At 72.7% G+C, this 18,491-nt stretch carries 17 protein-coding genes; 7 read left to right on the plus strand and 10 right to left on the minus strand.

Annotated features, from left to right (window positions below):
• Positions 1 to 3 precede the first annotated feature (3 nt).
• The 6 genes from EV378_RS08450 to EV378_RS08475 all read left to right on the plus strand — a co-directional run bounded on the left by EV378_RS08450 (position 4) and on the right by EV378_RS08475 (position 6,069).
• Positions 4 to 813 carry a hydroxypyruvate isomerase family protein gene (locus EV378_RS08450; RefSeq protein ID WP_132422410.1) on the plus strand — a complete coding sequence of 270 codons (810 nt, stop codon included), beginning with the start codon at positions 4 to 6 and terminating at the stop codon, positions 811 to 813.
• Positions 810 to 1,697 (plus strand): NAD(P)-dependent oxidoreductase, encoded by an 888-nt coding sequence (locus EV378_RS08455; RefSeq protein ID WP_132422412.1) that lies wholly within the window; start codon positions 810 to 812, stop codon positions 1,695 to 1,697. Before EV378_RS08450 ends, EV378_RS08455 begins: the two co-directional genes overlap by 4 nt.
• Positions 1,694 to 3,499 (plus strand): glyoxylate carboligase, encoded by a 1,806-nt coding sequence (gene gcl, locus EV378_RS08460; RefSeq protein ID WP_132422414.1) that lies wholly within the window; start codon positions 1,694 to 1,696, stop codon positions 3,497 to 3,499. Before EV378_RS08455 ends, gcl begins: the two co-directional genes overlap by 4 nt.
• The gene (locus tag EV378_RS08465) at positions 3,496 to 4,638 is read left to right on the plus strand and encodes a glycerate kinase (protein ID WP_132422416.1); all 1,143 of its coding nucleotides are present in this window, start codon (positions 3,496 to 3,498) and stop codon (positions 4,636 to 4,638) included. Before gcl ends, EV378_RS08465 begins: the two co-directional genes overlap by 4 nt.
• 82 nt (positions 4,639 to 4,720) lie before the next feature.
• The gene (gene alc, locus EV378_RS08470; RefSeq protein ID WP_132422417.1) at positions 4,721 to 5,737 is read left to right on the plus strand and encodes an allantoicase; all 1,017 of its coding nucleotides are present in this window, start codon (positions 4,721 to 4,723) and stop codon (positions 5,735 to 5,737) included.
• A 104-nt stretch (positions 5,738 to 5,841) separates the two neighbouring features.
• Entirely contained in the window at positions 5,842 to 6,069 is a 228-nt protein-coding gene (locus EV378_RS08475) for a hypothetical protein (protein ID WP_132422419.1), read from the plus strand.
• 93 nt (positions 6,070 to 6,162) lie between these two features.
• On the opposite strand, the gene EV378_RS08480 is transcribed toward EV378_RS08475, so the two are convergent.
• From EV378_RS08480 to EV378_RS08525, 10 genes are all read right to left on the minus strand, one after another.
• Positions 6,163 to 7,299, minus strand: a complete 1,137-nt coding sequence (locus EV378_RS08480) for a thiolase family protein (protein ID WP_132422421.1) — start codon at positions 7,297 to 7,299, stop codon at positions 6,163 to 6,165.
• Positions 7,296 to 7,763, minus strand: coding sequence for a Zn-ribbon domain-containing OB-fold protein (locus EV378_RS08485; RefSeq protein WP_207908610.1), 468 nt, complete (start codon positions 7,761 to 7,763; stop codon positions 7,296 to 7,298). The genes EV378_RS08480 and EV378_RS08485 overlap by 4 nt, the downstream gene beginning before the upstream one ends.
• Positions 7,763 to 9,247, minus strand: coding sequence for a carboxyltransferase (locus EV378_RS08490; protein WP_132422423.1), 1,485 nt, complete (start codon positions 9,245 to 9,247; stop codon positions 7,763 to 7,765). Before EV378_RS08490 ends, EV378_RS08485 begins: the two co-directional genes overlap by 1 nt.
• Entirely contained in the window at positions 9,244 to 10,632 is a 1,389-nt protein-coding gene (locus EV378_RS08495) for an acetyl-CoA carboxylase biotin carboxylase subunit (RefSeq protein ID WP_132422425.1), read from the minus strand. Before EV378_RS08495 ends, EV378_RS08490 begins: the two co-directional genes overlap by 4 nt.
• Entirely contained in the window at positions 10,625 to 11,314 is a 690-nt protein-coding gene (locus EV378_RS08500) for an acetyl-CoA carboxylase biotin carboxyl carrier protein (protein ID WP_165922193.1), read from the minus strand. Before EV378_RS08500 ends, EV378_RS08495 begins: the two co-directional genes overlap by 8 nt.
• Positions 11,311 to 13,068 (minus strand): pyruvate, phosphate dikinase, encoded by a 1,758-nt coding sequence (locus tag EV378_RS08505; RefSeq protein ID WP_207908611.1) that lies wholly within the window; start codon positions 13,066 to 13,068, stop codon positions 11,311 to 11,313. Before EV378_RS08505 ends, EV378_RS08500 begins: the two co-directional genes overlap by 4 nt.
• Complete coding sequence (locus EV378_RS08510) at positions 13,065 to 13,673, minus strand: hypothetical protein (RefSeq protein WP_132422427.1); 609 nt, start codon at positions 13,671 to 13,673, stop codon at positions 13,065 to 13,067. Before EV378_RS08510 ends, EV378_RS08505 begins: the two co-directional genes overlap by 4 nt.
• Positions 13,673 to 15,166 carry a class I adenylate-forming enzyme family protein gene (locus EV378_RS08515; protein ID WP_132422429.1) on the minus strand — a complete coding sequence of 498 codons (1,494 nt, stop codon included), beginning with the start codon at positions 15,164 to 15,166 and terminating at the stop codon, positions 13,673 to 13,675. The genes EV378_RS08510 and EV378_RS08515 overlap by 1 nt, the downstream gene beginning before the upstream one ends.
• Positions 15,167 to 15,243: 77 nt before the next feature.
• Positions 15,244 to 16,797, minus strand: coding sequence for a hypothetical protein (locus EV378_RS08520; protein ID WP_132422431.1), 1,554 nt, complete (start codon positions 16,795 to 16,797; stop codon positions 15,244 to 15,246).
• A 5-nt stretch (positions 16,798 to 16,802) separates the two neighbouring features.
• Positions 16,803 to 17,516, minus strand: coding sequence for a PEP-utilizing enzyme (locus EV378_RS08525; RefSeq protein WP_165922194.1), 714 nt, complete (start codon positions 17,514 to 17,516; stop codon positions 16,803 to 16,805).
• A 113-nt stretch (positions 17,517 to 17,629) separates the two neighbouring features.
• On the opposite strand from EV378_RS08525, the gene EV378_RS08530 reads away from it, so the two are divergent.
• The gene (locus EV378_RS08530) at positions 17,630 to 18,448 is read left to right on the plus strand and encodes a helix-turn-helix transcriptional regulator (protein ID WP_207908612.1); all 819 of its coding nucleotides are present in this window, start codon (positions 17,630 to 17,632) and stop codon (positions 18,446 to 18,448) included.
• Positions 18,449 to 18,491 lie beyond the last annotated feature (43 nt).

An 18,491-nucleotide genomic window follows, 5' to 3' on the forward strand; every position in this document is an offset into this window, starting at 1 on the left:
CGGATGCCGATCACCCTCCCCCTGCCCACGACCGTCAACTGCTCCATCCTGTTCACCGACCTCCCGCTGCTCGACCGTCCGGCCGCGGCCGCGGCGGCCGGGTTCGACGCCGTCGAGTTCTGGTGGCCGTTCGGCTCGTCCGTTCCCGCCGACCAGGACGTCGAGCAGTTCGTGACGGCCGTGTCCGACGCCGGCGTGACCCTGTCCGGCCTGAACTTCGACGGCGGCGACATGCCGGCCGGCGAGCGCGGCATCCTGTCCGATCCGAAGCGCTCCGCGGCGTTCGCGGACAACGTGGACGTCGCCGTCGGCATCGGATCGCGCCTGGGCACCACCGGGTTCAACGCGCTGTACGGCAACCGGACCGACGACGTCGCCCCCGAGGAACAGGACGAGCTGGCGGCGCAGAACCTGGCGCTCGCCGGTCGGGTCGCGGCCACGATCGGCGCGATCGCGCTGCTCGAGCCGGTCAGCGGCATCGACGCCTACCCGATCCGCACGGCCGCGGACGCGGTCGCCGTGCTGGACCGCGTCGGCTCCGACGACGTCCGGCTGCTGCTCGACGTCTACCACCTGGCCGCGAACGGCGACGACCCCGCCGCCGCGATCGACCGGTTCGCCGGCCGGATCGGGCACGTGCAGATCGCCGACGCCCCCGGCCGCGGCGAGCCCGGCACCGGCGACCTGCCGATCGCCGCACTGATGGACCGTGTCCACGCCGCCGGGTACCGCGGGCGGATCTCGCTGGAGTACAAGGCCGCCACCGACTCCCCGTTCGCGTGGCTGGCGCACACCGAAGGAGCGCGCGCATGACGACGACCATCGGATTCATCGGCCTCGGGATCATGGGCGGGCCGATGGCCCGCCACCTCGCCGGAGCCGGGCACGACGTCGCCGGCCACAACCGCAGCCCGGAGAAGACGGCCCCGCTCGTCGAGGCGGGCGGGCGTGCCGCGGCGTCGGTGACCGAGGCGGTCGACGGCGCCGAAGTCGTCGCGCTGATGCTGCCCGACTCCCCCGACGTCGAGGCCGTGCTGACCGGAGACGGTGGCGTGTTCGACACGGCGAAGCCGGGCACGCTCGTCGTCGACTTCTCCACGATCCGCCCGGACGTCGCGGCCGACCTGGCCGCGCGGGCGTCGGAGCGGGGTCTGCGCATGATCGACGCGCCGGTGTCCGGCGGCCAGGCGGGCGCCGAGAACGCCGCGCTGTCCATCATGGTCGGCGGCGCCGCCGAGGACGTGGAGGCGGCCCGCCCGCTGCTCGACGTCGTCGGGAAGACGGTCGTCCACGTCGGACCGGCCGGGGCCGGGCAGACCGTGAAGGCGGCCAACCAGCTGATCGTCGCCGGCACCATCGCGCTCGTCGCCGAGGCGATCACGTTCCTCCAGGCGCACGGCGCCGACCTCCCCGCGGCCGTCGAGGTGCTCGGCGGAGGGCTCGCCGGCTCGGCCGTGCTGGACCAGAAGGCGTCGAAGATGCTCGACCGCGAGTTCGCGCCCGGGTTCCGGATCGACCTGCACCACAAGGACATGGGCATCGTGACCGAGGCCGCCCGCGAGGCCGGGGTGGTCACCCCGGTGGCCGCGCTGGTGGCCCAGCTGGTGGCCGCCACCCGCGCCGCGGGCGACGGCGGACTCGACCACTCGGCGCTGTTCCGGACCATCGCACGCCTGAACGGGGAGGACGTCTCATGACGCGCATGCGGGCCGTCGACGCGGCCGTGCGGATCCTGGAGATCGAGGGCGCCACGCAGGCGTTCGGCGTTCCCGGGGCCGCGATCAACCCGTTCTACTCGGCGATGCGGTCGCGCAGTGCCGAGGGCGCAGGCATCCGCCACGTGCTCGCCCGGCACGTCGAGGGCGCCGCGCACATGGCGGAGGGCTACACGCGGTCCGGCCCGGGCAACATCGGCGTCTGCATCGGCACGTCCGGACCGGCGGGCACCGACATGATCACCGGGATGTACTCGGCCGCGGCCGACTCGATCCCGATCCTGTGCATCACCGGCCAGGCGCCGGTCGCGCGGCTGCACAAGGAGGACTTCCAGGCCGTCGACATCTCGGCGATCGCGAAGCCGGTCACCAAGATGGCGATGACCGTGCTGGAGCCGGCGCAGGTGCCGGGCGCGTTCGCGCAGGCGTTCCACCTGATGCGCTCCGGACGTCCCGGGCCGGTCCTGATCGACCTGCCGATCGACGTGCAGCAGGCCGAGATCGACTTCGACCCGGACACCTACGCCCCGCTCCCGGTGCACCGCCCGGCCGCGACGCAGGCCCAGGCCGCCCGTGCGATCGACCTGCTGTGCGCGGCCGAGCGCCCGGTGATCGTCGCCGGCGGCGGCGTGCTGAACGCGGACGCGGCGGACCGGCTCGTCGAGCTCGCCGAGCTGCTGGACGTGCCGGTCGTCCCGACGCTGATGGGCTGGGGCGCGATCCCCGACGACCACCCGCTCGCCGCGGGCATGGTCGGCCTGCAGACCGCGCACCGCTACGGCAACGCGACGCTGCTCGCGTCGGACCTCGTGCTCGGCATCGGCAACCGCTGGGCGAACCGCCACACCGGCGACCTGGCGACCTACCGCGCGGACCGCACGTTCGTGCACGTCGACATCGAGCCGACGCAGATCGGGCGGGTGTTCGCGCCGGACTACGGCATCGTCTCCGACGCGGGTGCGGCGCTGGACCGGTTCCTGGACGAGGCCCGTCGCCGGAAGGCGCTCGGAGACCTCCCGGACCGGAGCGCGTGGGTCGCCGACTGCCGGGCGCGCAAGTCGTCGATGCACCGCCGGACGCACTTCACCGAGATCCCGATCAAGCCGCAGCGCGTGTACGAGGAGATGAACCGGGCGTTCGGCCCGGAGACGCGCTACGTCACGACGATCGGGCTGTCCCAGATCGCGGCCGCGCAGTTCCTGCACGTCTACCGCCCGCGACACTGGGTCAACTGTGGACAGGCCGGCCCGCTCGGCTGGACGATCCCGGCCGCGCTGGGTGCCGTGACCGCGGACCCGTCGACGCCCGTCGTCGCGCTGTCCGGGGACTACGACTTCCAGTTCATGCTCGAGGAGCTGGCCGTCGGCGCCCAGTTCAACCTGCCGTACGTGCACGTCGTCGTGAACAACTCCTACCTGGGCCTGATCCGCCAGGCGCAGCGGGCGTTCGAGATGGACTTCAACGTCTCGCTCGGGTTCGACAACATCAACTCCGACCCCGACGGCGACCTGCCGAAGGGCTACGGCGTGGACCACGTCCTCGTCGCGGAGGGGTTGGGCTGCATCGGGTTGCGGGTCTCCGACCCGGAGCTGCTTGAGCAGACGCTGCGACGGGCGCGCACGCTCGCGTCCGAGCACAAGGTTCCGGTCGTCGTCGAGGTCGTGCTGGAGCGCGTCACCAACATCGCCATGAGCGGCACCGGGATCGACGCGGTGACCGAGTTCGAGGCGCTCGCCGAGACGGCCGCGGACGCACCGACGGCCGTCACCCCGATCCCGGGATGAGCGCGATCCTCGTCGCGCCGGACAAGTTCAAGGGCTCGGCCGACGCACCCACCGTCGCCGACGCCCTGGCCGCCGGCATCGCCGACGCCGACCCGCACCGCGAGGTGCGACGGCTGCCGGTCGCCGACGGCGGGGAGGGCACGGTCGCCGCGGCACTCGCGGCGGGCTGGGCCCCGGTGACGGTGGACGCGACCGGCCCGACCGGCCGGCCGCTCACCGTCACCTACGCCCGCCGCGGCCCGACGGCGCTGGTCGAGCTGGCGGCCGTCGCCGGTCTGGGTGCGCTGCCGGACCACGCGTTCCGGCCGCTCGACGCGACCACGCACGGGCTCGGCACGGTGCTCGCCCATGCGCTGGACGCCGGAGCCGACGAGATCGTCGTCGGCATCGGCGGCAGTGCGACGACGGACGGTGGCGCCGGTCTGCTCACCGGGCTCGGGGCCCGGGTGCTGGACGCCGACGGCCGCGAGCTCCCGCCGGGTGGTGCCGCGCTGGCCAGGGCCTCGCGGATCGACCTGTCCACTCTGCACCCACGTGCGCACGAGGTACCGATCGTGTTCGCGTGCGATGTGGACAACCCGCTGCTGGGCGCCACCGGCGCCGCGGCCGTGTACGGCCCGCAGAAGGGCGCTTCACCGGAACAGGTCGCGGAGCTCGACGCGGCGCTGGGGCGGTGGGCGTCGGTGCTCGCACGGACGGCCGGGCGCGACGTGGCGGACGTCCCCGGCGCCGGAGCGGCCGGTGGGACGCCGTGCGGGGCGATGGCCGTGCTCGGTGCCTCGCTCCGGCCCGGCGTGGAGACCGTGCTGGAGCTCGTCGGGTTCCCCGCCGCGCTGCGCGACGCCGAACTCGTCGTCACGGGCGAGGGCTGCCTGGACCGCCAGACGCTGCACGGCAAGGCCCCCGTGGGTGTGGCCCGGGCCGCCAGGGCGGCCGGGATCCCGGTCGTCGCGGTGGCCGGGGACTGCACCCTGGGCGACGACGAGCTGCGGGCCGCCGGGTTCGCCGGCGTGTACACGGTCGCCGCCATCGCCCCGGACCGGGCGACCGCCCTTGCCGACGCACCGGCGCTGCTCCGCCGGATCGGGGCCGAGCTCGTCCCGGTCCACACGGCGTCACGACCATCCCGGGTGAGATGACGGCCATGGCTCCCCCGGCCCGTCCGGGGAACGATGAACCGCATCTCACCCGCGGCTTCGACCCGACCGTTTCAGGAGAGCGATGAGCACGGACCCGACCCTGACCGACCTGGCCTCGCGCGCGCTCGGCGGCAGCGTCGTCGCCGCGAACGACGAACTGTTCGCCCAGCGGGAGAACCTGATCCGCCCGGAGGCGCCGCGCTTCGACCCGGACGAGTTCGGGCACAAGGGCAAGATCTACGACGGGTGGGAGACCCGCCGCCGTCGCGAGCCCGGCTTCGACTGGGCGATCGTCCGCCTCGGCGCGGCCGGCGTGATCGACCACGTCGTCGTCGATACGGCGTTCTTCCGCGGGAACTACCCGCCGGAGATCTCCGTGCAGGCCGCGTCCGTGGAGGGCTACCCGTCGCCCGCCGAGCTGGAGGCGGCGACGTGGCACCCGGTCGTCGAACAGTCGGAGGCCAAGGGGGACACGGCGAACGTCTTCCCGGTCACCGACCGGCGGCGGTTCACGCACGTACGCCTGTGCATCCACCCCGACGGCGGCGTCGCCCGCCTGCGGGTCCGGGGCACGGTCGTGGCCGACCCGCGGTTCCTCGAGGGCACGGTCGACCTGCTCGCCGCGGAGAACGGCGGCCACCTGGTCGGCGCGTCGGACGCGTTCTACGCCTCCCCCGGCAACCTGATCCTGCCCGGCAAGGCCCGGCACATGGGCGAGGGCTGGGAGAACGCGCGGCGCCGCGGCGGCGGCAACGACCACGCCGAGTTCGCGCTCGCCGCACCCGGCCTCCCCCGCTACGTCGAGGTGGACACGACCTGGTTCGTCGGCAACGCACCCGGCTGGGTGTCGGTGTCCACACGAGACTCCCGTGCTGATGACGAGTGGACGGTGCTTCTCGAGCGCGTCGCCGTGCAGCCGGACACCCGGCACCGGTTCCTGCTGCCGGACGCCCCGGCCGCGACGCACCTGCGCCTGGACGTGTTCCCGGACGGCGGCCTGTCCCGCCTGCGCCTGCCCGGTGAGCTGGACGACGTCGCCGCGGTCCGTGCCCGATGGTGGGACCTTCTGCCCGAGGAACACCGCGCCCTGCTGGGCTAGGCCGCAACGGGGCACGGTTCGGCGTCGAGTACCCCTGGGACCACGAGACCGTCGCGATCGCCCGCCGGCTGGACTTCGTCGCGCGCGTCGGGGACCTGCCGACCATGCCGCTCCGGGTGATCGTCGGGGAGGCCGACGACGAGCCGTCGATCCTCCAGCCCGCGATGAACCTGGTCGGCCAGTTCGTCGGCCCGGCGAACATGGTCACCGTCGAGGGGATGGGACACGCGCTGGCGGCCGAGCCGGGTCTCGAGCCCGCACCGCAGACCGAGCACGCCGCCGAGGTCGACGACCTGGCCGTCACGTGGCTGCGGACCACGCTGGTGTCCTGACCACGGCCGCCGGCCCGGGGCAGCACCGGAGCGGCGCCACCGGCCCGGACGGCGGCCGGCGGTGGCGGTGGCGGTGGCGCGGTGCCGAGCGCGTCACTGCGCCGACAGGATCGTCACCACGCAGGCGTTGCCGTCCATCCCGGCCGCTCCGCCACCCATCGTCTCGACGAGGCCGACCCGGTGCCGCTCCACCTGCCGCGGCCCGGCGAGGCCGCGCAGCTGCCAGGCGATCTCGGCGATCTGCGCGGTCCCGGTCCCTCCGAGCGGGTGCCCGCGGGACAGCAGGCCGCCGCTCGGGTTCACCGGTTGCGCGCCGTCGCGGGCCGTGTGCCCGGACGGGGCGAGCTCCGCACCCTTGCCGCGCGGCGCCAGACCGAGCGCCTCGCACGTGACGATCTCGCCGATCGTGAACGCGTCGTGCATCTCGAGGACGTCCATCTCGGACGGTGCGCGCCCGGCCTGCGCGTACGCGATCTCGGCCGCGCGCGCGACGCTGGCGTAGCCCCACACGTCGTCGCTGCGGTGGTCCCACAACGCGCCGGACACCATCGCCGACGCCTCGACCCGCAGGTCACCGGCGTGACCACGATCGCGGCCGACGACGAGCGCGCCCGCGCCGTCGCTGGTCGGGCAGCACTGCAGGAACGTCAGCGGCTCGGCGATCATCCGCGAGGAGAGGACCTCCTCGACGGTCGGTGCCGAGTTCCGCAGCTGCGCGCGCGGGTTGTCCAGCCCGTTGCGCTTGTTCTTCACCGCGACGGCCGCGAGCTGCTCCGGCGTCACGCCGAACTCCTGCACGTACCGCGACGCCGCCATCGCGTAGAGGCCGGGCAGCGGTAGCGACGACGCGCCCTCCGGGTCGGTCGCTTCCGGGACGATCGCGCCGGAGAACAACGTGGACATCTGGTCCACGCCGAGCACGAGCACGCAGCCGAACCGTCCGAGGCGCACTGCCTCGACGGCCTCGTGGTAGGCGCTCGTCCCGCTCGCGCAGGCGTTCTCGACCGTCCACATCGGAACGCCAGGGATGCCGATGCCGCGCTGCACGCGGGTCGCGACGCCGGGCGGCCCGAACACCGACCCGACGATGATCGCCTCGATCGCGTCCGGGGTGATGCCCGCGTCGCGGATCGCCTCGGCGACGGCCGTCCACGCGAGCTCCTCGACCCGCTTCTCCGGCTGCAGCCCGTAGATGCTGGTGCCGACGCCCCACAGCATCGCGCCGTTCATGCGACCACCTCCGCGACGAGGTCCCCGTCGTCCGTCCCGGTGATCCGCAGGCGCGCCCCGGTCGGCACCACGGCCGGGTCGGCGAGGTGCACGAGAAGGCGCGGGCCGTCGTCGAGATCCAGGTAGGCGAGCCCGAACGGCGGGCGACGGGCACCCACCGGGATGGCCACGACCGTCGACGACCACGCCGCGCCGGTCGGCTCGAACACCGCCGGTTCGACGGGTGCGTAGCAGGTCGGGCACCACGGGATGCCGGCGTTCGCGGCCGGGTAGCGGCACGCCGTGCACCGCACGCCGACGACGCGGCCGTCGTCGTCCAGGGCGGGCCGCGGCTCGGCCACCTGGAGACCGCCCGCGACCGGCCCGGCGCGGCGCTTCGTCGGCCGCCCGACGCCCAGCCCGCCGGGTGTGGCCGTGCCAGGGCCCGTGCGCCCGGATCCGGTGCGCTCGGAGGGGCCGGCCATCAGTGGTCCCCCTCCAGGGTCAGCTCGAAGCCGGGACCGTCGATGTGCAGGTACGCGCCCACCGACGTCTCCACCAGCTCGCGGATGAACCGCGCCTGCTTCGTCGTCGGCGCGAAGTCGCGGTTGCGCTGGGGCGTCGCCCGCATGGCCTCGACGTCGGCCTCCGGCACGAGCAGGCGCAGGATCAGCTCGTCGTCGGAGATCGACTCGCCGAACCGCGTGCGCAGCTCGGACAGGCTCGGCTGCGGAGGCTCCCAGTCCTGGTAGGACTTCGCCTTCACGCTGTCCATGATCAGGTCGAGGACGTTCTGGTCGAGCGGCGCGACCGGCTGCCCGTAGAAGCCGTGCGCGTAGATCATCACCTCGTCCGGGACGACCGAGTAGCGCTTGCCGGTGACGATGTTGAGCACCGCCTGGGTGCCGACGAGCTGCGAGAACGGCGTCGCCATCACCGGGTAGCCGAGCTCGGTGCGCACGCGCGACATCTCGTCGAGGACCTCCTCGAACCGGCCCTCCATGCCGCGCGCCTTCAGCTGGTCCTTGAACGTGCCGGTCATGCCGCCGGGCAGCTGGTGGCGGTACAGGAACAGAGAGTACTCGGCAGGCCTCCCGACCGGGAGGTCCTCGTACTCCGCGACGCGGCGCAGGTGCTCGGCGACCGGCGCGAACCGGGTCTCGTCGAGGTCGACGTCGTAGCCCGCGTAGCGCAGGTTCGCGACGGTGTTCTCGGTGGACGGCAGCGACACGCCGGCGGCCAGCGGCCCGCTCGCCGTGTGCACGACGTCCGCGCCCGCCAGCACACCCTCCAGGTAGTTGATCGGGGCGAGCGCGTTGTTCGAGTGGAAGTGGATCTCGACGGGGAGTGCCCCCGCGGCCTGCTTGATGGCGCGCACGAGAGTGCGGGTCCGCTCCGGGGTGAGCAGGCCGGCCGCGTCCTCCAGCTCGATGCCGTCCGCGCCGAGCGCGACGAGCTCGCGCGTGCGGGCCGCGTAGTACTCGTCGGTGTGGTACGGGCTGTCCGCGTAGAGGATGCACGGCATCGCGGCCGCGCCATGGGCCTGCGCCGTCTTCACCAGGCGGCCGATCTTGTCGGTGTTGAACAGCCCGTCGTAGATCCAGAAGCTGCCGATCCCGTGCGCGCAGAGCCGCTGCACCCACAGATCCATCACGGAGTCCGCGGTGAGCCCGAACGTGACGATGCCGTTGGATCGCGTCCCGGCCCGGACCGTGGTGCGCGGCATCGCCTTCGACAGCGAGATCAGCTGGTCCCACGGGTCCTCGCGGCAGTGCCGGGCGAGCACCTCGAAGATCGAGCTGCCGACGAGGTCGATCGTGTGGAACCCGGTCCGGTCCAGCTCGCCGGCGATCGGCAGCCCCATGTCGCGGCGCATCTTCATGCCCCACCAGCTCTGCGGGCCGTCGCGCAGCGTCTGGTCGATGATCTGGATCGTGCGACGTTCCGGGGCGCAGTTCAGGTAGCTCATCGGTCCTTCTCCAGGAAGTCGGGCAGGCCGCGGGTGGCGATCCAGTCCGTCGTGACGACTCCGGCGCGGAAGTCGGGATGGTCGAGTGCCGCGCGGCAGAACTCGCGCGTCGTCGGGACGCCCTCGACCTTCAGCCCGTCCAGCGCGGCGATCATCCGGTCGATCGCCGCGGTCCGGTCCGGGCCGTGTGCGACGATCTTGGCGAGCAGCGAGTCGTAGTAGGGCGTGACGCGGTAGCCGGTCTCGCAGTGGCTGTCGACGCGGATGCCGTCGCCGGTCGGCGGCTCCCAGAGCGTGACCGTCCCCGGGTTCGGGACGAAGCCACGAGCCGGGTCCTCGGTCGTGATCCGGACCTCGACGGCGTGGCCGCGGACGTCCACGTCGGACTGGTGGTACCGCAGCGGCTCCCCGGCCGCGGAGCGCAGCTGCTCCGCGACCAGGTCGATGCCGCTCACCAGCTCGCTGACCGGGTGCTCGACCTGGATGCGGGCGTTGAACTCGAGGAACGCGAACTCGTCGCGGTCGGCGTCGTAGATGAACTCGACGGTCCCGGCGCTGTCCAGCTCGAGCGCGCGGGCGAACGCGACCCCGCTGTCGCGGATGTGCGCCCGGACGGTCTCCGGGATGTTCGGCGCCGGGGACTCCTCGACGACCTTCTGGTGGCGCCGCTGCAACGTGCAGTCCCGTTCCCCGACATGGATCACGTGGCCGTGCCGGTCACCGAGCACCTGCACCTCGATGTGCCGGGCCCGCCGCACGTAGCGCTCGACGTAGAGCCGGCCGTCGCCGAACGCGGAGCGTGCCTCCTCGGCCGCGGCGGGCCAGCGGGACCGCAGCCCGGTCTCGTCCTCGACGACCGACATCCCGCGGCCGCCTCCGCCCGCGGCGGCCTTGACCAGCACCGGGTAGCCGAGCTCACCGGCCGCGCGGGCCGCGTCGTCGGCCGTGTCCATGATCGGCGAGCCGTCCAGCACCGGGATGCCGGCGCTGCGCGCGAGTTCCCGGGCCCTGGCCTTGTCCCCGGCCTGGGCGACGGCGTCCGGGCGGGGCCCGACGAACACCAGCCCGTTCTCGACGACGGCGGCCGCGAACTCCGGGTTCTCGGACAGGAAGCCGTAGCCGGGATGGACGGCGTCGCACCCGGTCCCGAGCGCGGCGGACAGGATCGACGGGATCGCCAGGTAGCTCTCCCCCGCGGGCGGCGGTCCGATGCAGACGGACCGGTCGGCGAGCCGGGCCGCCATCCCGTCCCGGTCCACGGTGGACGTGACGACGACCGTCCCGATCCCGAGCGACCGGCACGCCCTCACGACGCGCACCGCGATCTCCCCGCGGTTCGCGACGAGCACCCGCTGCAGTCCGACCGCTGTGGCGGCACTACTCATCGCTCGGCCGGATCCGGAACAGCACCTGCTCGTACTCGACGAGGTCGGCGTTCGCCGCGCAGACCTGCACGACGGTGCCCGCCACCGTCGAGACGACCGGGTTCATCAGCTTCATGACCTCGACGATCGCGAGCTGCTCGTCCCGCGCGACCGTCTGTCCGACCCCGACGAACGGCGGCTGGCCGGGGCTCGGCGCGACCCAGAACGCCCCGACGGCCGGGGACAGGACGTCGACGCAGCCGGACAGGTCGACGGCCGCGTCACCCGCGGGAGGCGGGCCGCCGAGGGGCGAGCCCGGCGGCGCCGCGGCCGGTAGAGGGCCGGCACCGGGCGCGGCCGTACCGCCGGCGCCGGGCGCGGTCACGTCGGCGCTGGTCGGATCCGATGATCGGCCATCGGGTCCGGTTCGGGGCGGGAATCCGCCGTGATGCGGACCTGTCCGCCGATCATCGCCCCCGTCGCCGGCGACCGCGCCGGCCGGGCCGGCCGCGTGCGTCGCCTGCGGAGCAGCCGACGTCGCGGCGGCACCCCGGGGCGGCCCGTCCTTCCCGACCGTGATCCGCATCCCGTGCAGGTCCACGGTCATGCCGGTCCAGCCGGAGTCACGGAACGTCCGCAGGATCTCCTGGATCTCCCGGTACGTGACGGCCTCCGGCACGTCCGGGTCGGTCGGGGCGCTCATCGTTCTCCCTCGTCGGAACGTCGGTGGGCCGCCGCGGCGAGCAGCACCGGCAGCCGGATCGCGGACACGATCACCTCGACGCCGGCGTCGACCGCGGCGCGGACGCCCTCCGGCGAGGTGAACACGGCTCCGCGGACGGTCCGTGTCCCGGGCGGGATCGCGGGGACCGCGTCGCCGACCTCGTCGGCCGGTAGGGCGTCCGCGTCGAACACCGGCTCCGGGCCGGAGTCCGCGACGCGCACCGGAGCGATCTCCGACGCCCATGCGGCCAGTCGCGCGAGGTCCTCGTCGCCGTCCTCGCTGACCGCCGTCGTCGCCAGCACTCCGGCGTGGACCGTGCCGGACGTCGCGTCGACGGTGACCTCGCGACCGACGAGCGCGTCCACCGTCCCGTCGCCGCACCCGACGACGCAGGGCGTGTCCAGCGCGCGCCCGACGACGGCGGCGTGCGACGTCGACCCGCCCTGCTCGGTGACGACGGCGACCGCGGCGATCATGCCGTGGACGTCGTCCGGGCTGGTGGAGTGCCGGACGAGCACCGCGTCCGGCGTGTCCTGGGCCTCCTCCGGCGTGGCCACGGCGACACCGGTCGCGACGCCGGGGCACGCCGGCGTGCCGCGGGCGAGCGTCTCGGCACCGTCCGCCGCGCCGTCGGCGAGCCGCGGCCGCAGCAGCGAGCGGACCTGCTCCGCGGTGACCCGCTCGACCGCCTCGGCCGGCGTGATCACGCCGTCGTCGACGAGCGCGGTCGCGATCCGCACGGCGGCGCGCGCGGTGCGCTTCGCCGGGCGGGACTGCAGCAGGAACAGCTCGCCGTGCTGCACGGTGAACTCGATGTCCTGGGCGTCGCGGCCCTCCGCGTCCAGCCGGTCGGCCGCGGTCAGCAGCTCGGCGTGCACTCCGGGCAGGTGGTCGGCCAGTGTGGACAGAGGCTTCGGCGTCACCCGACCGGAGACGACGTCCTCGCCCTGGCCGCGTTCGAGGTACTCGCCGAACGGCTCACGCGCACCGGTCGACGGGTCGCGGGTGAACAGCACACCGGTGCCGGAGTCGTCGTCGAGGTTGCCGAACACCATGGCCTGCACGGTGACCGCCGTGCCCAGGTCGTCGGGGATCCCGTAGTGCCTGCGGTAGGCGACGGCACGCCGCGAGCGGCTGGACGCGAACACGGACGCGACGGCGCCGTGCAGCTGCTGACAAGCGTCCTGTGGGATGTCCGAACCGGTGTCCGACCGCACCGCGGCACGTACGGCCGCGGTGTCCTCGAGATCCTCGAGCTCCTCGGTGCAGCCGAGCACGAGCCGTCCGTAGAAGCCGGAGAAGCGCCGGTGCACCTCGGCCGCGAACGCCGGGTCGCCGGTCTCGGCGGCCAGCGCGCGCTCGACGTCGTCGGTGCAGCCGAGGTCGAGGATCGTGTCCATCATCCCGGGCATGCTGATCGCGGCCCCGGAACGCACGGACACCAGCAGCGGCCGGTCGCCGCCGCCGAACGTGCGGCCCAGCTCGCGTTCCAGCAGGCGGATCCCGGTCTCGAGCTCGTCGGTCAGGCCGTCCGGGAGCCCGCCACCGGCGAAGTACGCGGCGCACGCCTCGGTCGTCACGACGAACGCGGGCGGCACCCGCAGGCCGAGCGAGCGCATCCGCCAGAGGCTCCACGCCTTGCCGCCGACGAGCTCGCGGCTCGGTTCCGCGGACGGGTCGTCGGGGACGACGAGCCATCGGTAGCCGGTCGCCACGGTGATGTCCGGGCTCATTCCGGGCGCTCCCGGCCGGTGAGCCGCAGCAGGTGCTCGTGCATCTGGAACCAGACGGTGTGCACCGAGTCCACCCGCAGGCCGCTGACGTAGTCGGTCTCGCCACCCTCGGCGCGGGTCAGCGCGCCGCCGAGACGCTCCAGGAAGCGGTCGATCAGCGGGTCCGCGTCGGCGATCGGGCGCAGCACCTTCCCGGTCTTCTCGATCACCCGGCCGACCTTGTCGATGATCCTGTCGTCGTACTCGGGGTCGGAGTGGTCGTTCGGGACCTGCTCGCCGCCGATCTCCTTCGTCTGCCACTGCGTGGTCAGGTCCAGGATCTGCTTGTTCACGCCGGTCTCGAACGACTCGATCGCCTCGGCCACCGCCGCCGACGAGCGGAGGTCGGCGAACGCCGTCGGGTACGCGGCGTCGAGCGCCTCGCGACCGGTCGGGCCGATCATGTACTTGCCCTTCCGGGCGAGCACGGTGCCGTCGGCCTCCGCCTTCTCCAGCTGCGCCGCGAGCTCGGCCTCCGGCACCCCGACGATGTCGGCGAGCTGGGACGGCTCTGCCATCTGCTTCAGCGTCAGGGAGTGCAGCGCGAACAGGTGCGGTTCGAGCATCAGTGGTCCTCGTTCCCGTTCCGCGCGAGCATGCGGTCACGCACCTCGCGTCGCAGTGACTTGCCGACCGGGCTGGTCGGCAGATCGGTCCAGATCTCGACGGCCTTGGGTCGCTTGAACCCGGCGAGCCGCCCCCGGCAGAACTCGCGGACGTCCTCCGGATCTGCCTCGGACCGGAGCACGACGGCGGCCGTCACGCGTTCGCCCCACGTGTCGTCGGGCAGACCCACCACGGCCGCTTCGACGACGGCGGGGTGTGCCAGGAGCGCGTCCTCCACCTCGCGGGGGTAGACGTTGAAACCACCTGAGATGATCACGTCGTGGCGCCTGTCCTGCAGGTGCAGGTAGCCCTCGGCGTCCCAGCGGCCCAGGTCTCCGGTGTGCAGCCAGCCGTCCGGTTCCAACGCCACGGCCGTCGCGTCCGGGCGCCGCCAGTAGCGCTCCATGGTGTGCGGTCCGCGGGTCAGCACCTCGCCGACGTCGTCGACGCCGAGGCTGTTCCCCTCGGAGTCCCGGATGTCCACCTCGACGAACGTGTACGGCTTGCCGGCCGACGTCAGCCGATCCGGCGTGTGCTCCCACGGCTGCAGGCAGGTGATCGCCAGCGGAGCCTCGGCCTGGCCGTAGAGCTGCGTGAACACCGGGCCGAGCAGGTCGAGCCCACGCTGCAGGACGGTCGTCGCGATCGGGGCGCCGCCGTAGCAGAGCCGCTCCAGCGCGAGAGCTCCCGACGACGCGGCCTCGGCCGTCGCAGGGTCCTCCAGCAGCATCCCGATCATGGTCGGGACCATGAACGTGGTGGTCGCGTGGTGCTTCTGCGCCGCCTCCAGGAACGCCGGGGGCGAGAACCTCGGCACGATCACGTTCGCCGCGCCCTTCACCAGATGCGGCAGGAAGAACGCGCCGCTGCCGTGCGTGATCGGCGCGGCGTGCAGCATCCGCGAGTCCGGGCGCAGGTTCGGCAGCAGGTCGACGAGGAAGTTGTCCACCTCGGCCAGCTCGCTGCGGGTGGTGAGCACGACGGCCTTCGGCGTGCCCGTCGTGCCGCCGGTGTAGGCCAGGCGCAGGGGCTCGTCCGGGTCGCGACGGACGTCGCACGGGCCGTCCGGTGCCGCCTCGATCATGCCCGGCAGCTCGTCGGCCGCGATCATGATCTCGACCTGGGCGGACGGCGCCCCGGCGTGCACGAGCGCGCGGGCCTGCGAGTCGTCGATCTTGAACGCGTGCTCGTGCGGGGTCTCCCGGGCGTTCAGCGGCACCCGGACCAGGCCGGACTTGGCCAGCGCGTAGTAGGCGACGACGCCGTCGATCCCGTTCGGCACGAGGACCGCGACCCGGTCCCCGGGCGCGAGACCACGGGCGAGCAGCGCGTGCCCGAGCCGGTCGGTGAGCGCGTCGAACTCGGCGAACGACACCGTTCGGTCACCGTCGACCAGTGCCGGCGCGGCGCCGTACTGGCGCCCGGCCCGGCGGATCAGGTCTCCGATCTGCACGGTGGTCCTTTCTGGGATGGGCAGGGTTCACCGGGTGGCAGGCCGGTCGTCGGCCTGCCACCCGGGAGATCGGTGGGTCAGGAGCGGGGCAGGTCCGCACGCAGCAGGCCGGAGCCGCGGTCACGCAGGGTGCGGCTGGACTGCTGGGTGAGCTTGTAGAGCGCGTCCGCCCGCTCGGAGCCGTGGTGGAACTTCACCCACTCCTCGTCGAGGTAGCGGTTGGCGCCCTGCAGCACGCCCGGCGTGAACTCGCGGGCCCTGCGGTTGTACTCGTCGATCTCCAGGCGCCCCGCGCTCGTCGTCCACAGACCGGCCTTCGACGGCAGGCTCGACGAACCGGACAGCGTGCTGCCCGCCGTCGGCGCGACGTCGTCGTCGGTGAGCACCGAGTACGGCACGCCGGTCAGCATGTTCTGGTTCAGCCCCGACGTGCGGGCCATCGAGTACTCGCTCGTCTTCTGGTGCGGGAACCCGAGCAGGCCGACCATCTCGCCGAGGTTGTCGCGGCCGTACTCGTCGTTCATCAGCGGCTTGAACCGCTGCACCCGGTCGTCGAGCTGCAGCCAGTCGTCCTGGCGGTAGGTGCCGGCCAGGTGCGCGAAGTCCTTCGCGACCGACGAGTACACGAGCGCGCCCGCGTCGATCATCTGGTCACGCGTCCAGCTCGCGATCCGCTTCCACAGGTCCGCGGTGGCCTGGTTGAGGATGTCGCGGTACTGCTCCATCGTCTCCGCGAGCTGCTCGGCGTTCTCCATCCCGACCGGCACGTAGCCGTCGGTCAGAGCGTCCGATGTGTACATTCCGACGGCGGCGATGTTCGACGCCGAGTAGGCCGGTTCCGCCTCGAACGACGCCCAGTCGTCCATCAGGTGGAAGTTCGTGTCCTGGAAGACGATCGGGATCGTGAGGTTCGTGAACGGAAGCTGCGTCGCGATGCCGTCGAGCCAGGGGTAGTCGCCCTCGGTCAGCTCGAAGAAGTCGCGGACGATCATCTGCTTGTTGTCGCCGAAGTTGTACGGGCCCGAGTTGTGCAGCCCGATCCGGCACTCGCAGTGCGCCAGGAACGCGTACTGGGACAGCTGCGCGACGAGCTTCGTGGCGGCCGAGTGCAGCCGGTCGCCCGGCGTCACGCCGTGCAGGTCGGCCTCGAACACCTGCAGCTGGCGCTCCGGCAGGAACTGGCTGCGGTCGCCGAACTCCTTGTTCGTCAGGTGCCCGTCGTTGCGGTGGTAGGCGAGGTTGAAGCGGCGCGAGAAGTCCAGCACGTCGACGACGTCCTCGACGGCGTCGCCTGGGCGCAGCAGGCCCCAGTTCATCAGCATCTCGCGGCCGATCAGGTAGAACGCGGGCATCCCCCAGGCCGCGTTCACCGTGTCGACCTTGAGGCTGACCTCGCGCGCCCGGTCACCCAGCTCCTCGGCTGGCGTCGCGGCGTCGATCTCCCGCAGCTGCGTGGGCAGCCGGTAGAACGTGTTCAGGTAGCTGAGCAGCATGTACGGGTTCATCGGGAAGAGCTTCGACTCCTGGACGGTGCGCGTGATGCACAGCCAGTACGTCGTGTCCGAGAGCTGGCGCAGGTAGTTGTTCGTCTCGAGCAGCGTGGGGTAGTCGAACTTGTTCGTCGCAGCCATCTCGCTCAGCCCTTCTCGGTCAGCCAGATCCGGGCGTGCCCGGTGTCGCCGGTCTCGTACGCGTCGGACGCGGGCGGCGCCGCGGTGACCTCGATCTCGACGACGTCGCCGTCGGAGAGCGTGTCGATCCGGCAGTTCATGAGCGTCGGCACGTCGTACTCGCGGGCGAGGATGCCCAGGTGCGAGCGGACCGATCCGCCGAGGCAGATGACGCCCGCGAAGTCCTCGATGATCGGCGCCGTGAGCGTTCCGCCGGAGTCGTCGATGACCGCGATCGTGCCCGGCGGGACGCCGTCGGCCAGGTAGTTCATGACCTGCTCGGTCTTCGAGATCAGCGCGACCGGCCCGGTCACCGTCTCGGTCTTGCGGATCACGTTGTCACCGACGCCGACCTGGCGCCGCCCGTCGGTGACCTCGCCGTCGGCGAACGCGGACGCGGCCCGCTCCGGGCGCTTGTACTTCTCCGGCTCGGACTCCAGCGACACCGTCGCGGAGAACTCGAACCGGTAGCCGGAGTCCAGCGCCTCGGACTCGATCGCCTGGGCGTCGGACAGCGAGAACAGGTCGAACTGCCGGTCGAACACCACGTCCTTCCAGGCCGCGCCGGTCGCCACGAACCGCTTCGCCGCGACCTCCCGCACCGCGCCGTTGAACCGGCCGGGCAGCGGGAGCATCTCCTTCGTGCCCCACTTCGGGGTCGGAACCGCCGATTCGGACATCGTCACCTCTCCGAGTTCCTGTCGGCGGCGTCGCCACCGGCTCCGGATCCAGCCCCGGACGCCCGGGGACTGCTTGCTGTTCACCGGTACGAAAGCTAGGTAGGCTCGCCCGTGTGACCCAGTCCACGTTGGTGGACAGTCCCGCGTCGACGACGACCGCAGGGTCCAGCCGCCGCCGGGCACGTCCCCAGATGCGCAAGCTCGACTACGAGCGCGCCTTCGACGTCCTCGAGGACTGCGACCGGGCTGCCTCGCTGCCCGACTTCAAGGAGCAGATGGTGGCCTCGCTCGGCACCCGCTTCGGCCTGCGCCACGTCTCGTTCTTCGCCGGCGCCACGTTCCACAACGTGTTCGGCGACCATGCCCCGCTCACCGAGGGCAACACCGAGAAGATGCTCCCGGAGTACCAGGAGCGCTGGTCGCGCTACGACGTGTTCTCCACGCCCGCGGCCTGCCGCCAGCTCGTCTCCAGCGGTGTGTCCTCGCTGTCCGAGCTGAGCAAGGTCGGCGCGCTGCCGGCCTCGGCGAACGCCTACGTGCGGCACTTCCTGCAGGCGACGTGGGGCATGGAGACGGCGGCCGCGATGCGCCTCGAACTGCCCGGCGGGCACACCGCTCTGGTCGGCATGTTCGACGGGTGCGCCGACAAGCTCGGCCCGTCCGAACTGTCCACTTTGCGCATGGTCAGCCGGCAGCTCTCGGCGATCAGCCGCGGCCTCCCGGTGACCCGGTCCCGTGCTGCCCTTGCCGGTCTGTCCGACCGCCAGCGGGAGGTCGTCCGCCTCCTCGCCGACGGGCTGTCCAACGCCCAGATCGCCGAGACGCTCTCCCTGGCCGAGGACAGCGTGAAGAAGTACGTGAGCCGGATCCTGAGCCTCACCGGCTGCCAGTCGAGGATGGAGCTCGCGCTCCTGGCCCGATCCCGGGCCTGATCGTCAGGTGAGTCCGGATCGGGGCGGATATCCGCCTCGAACC

It is taken from the genome of Pseudonocardia endophytica (assembly GCF_004339565.1).
Classification (GTDB): domain Bacteria; phylum Actinomycetota; class Actinomycetes; order Mycobacteriales; family Pseudonocardiaceae; genus Pseudonocardia; species Pseudonocardia endophytica.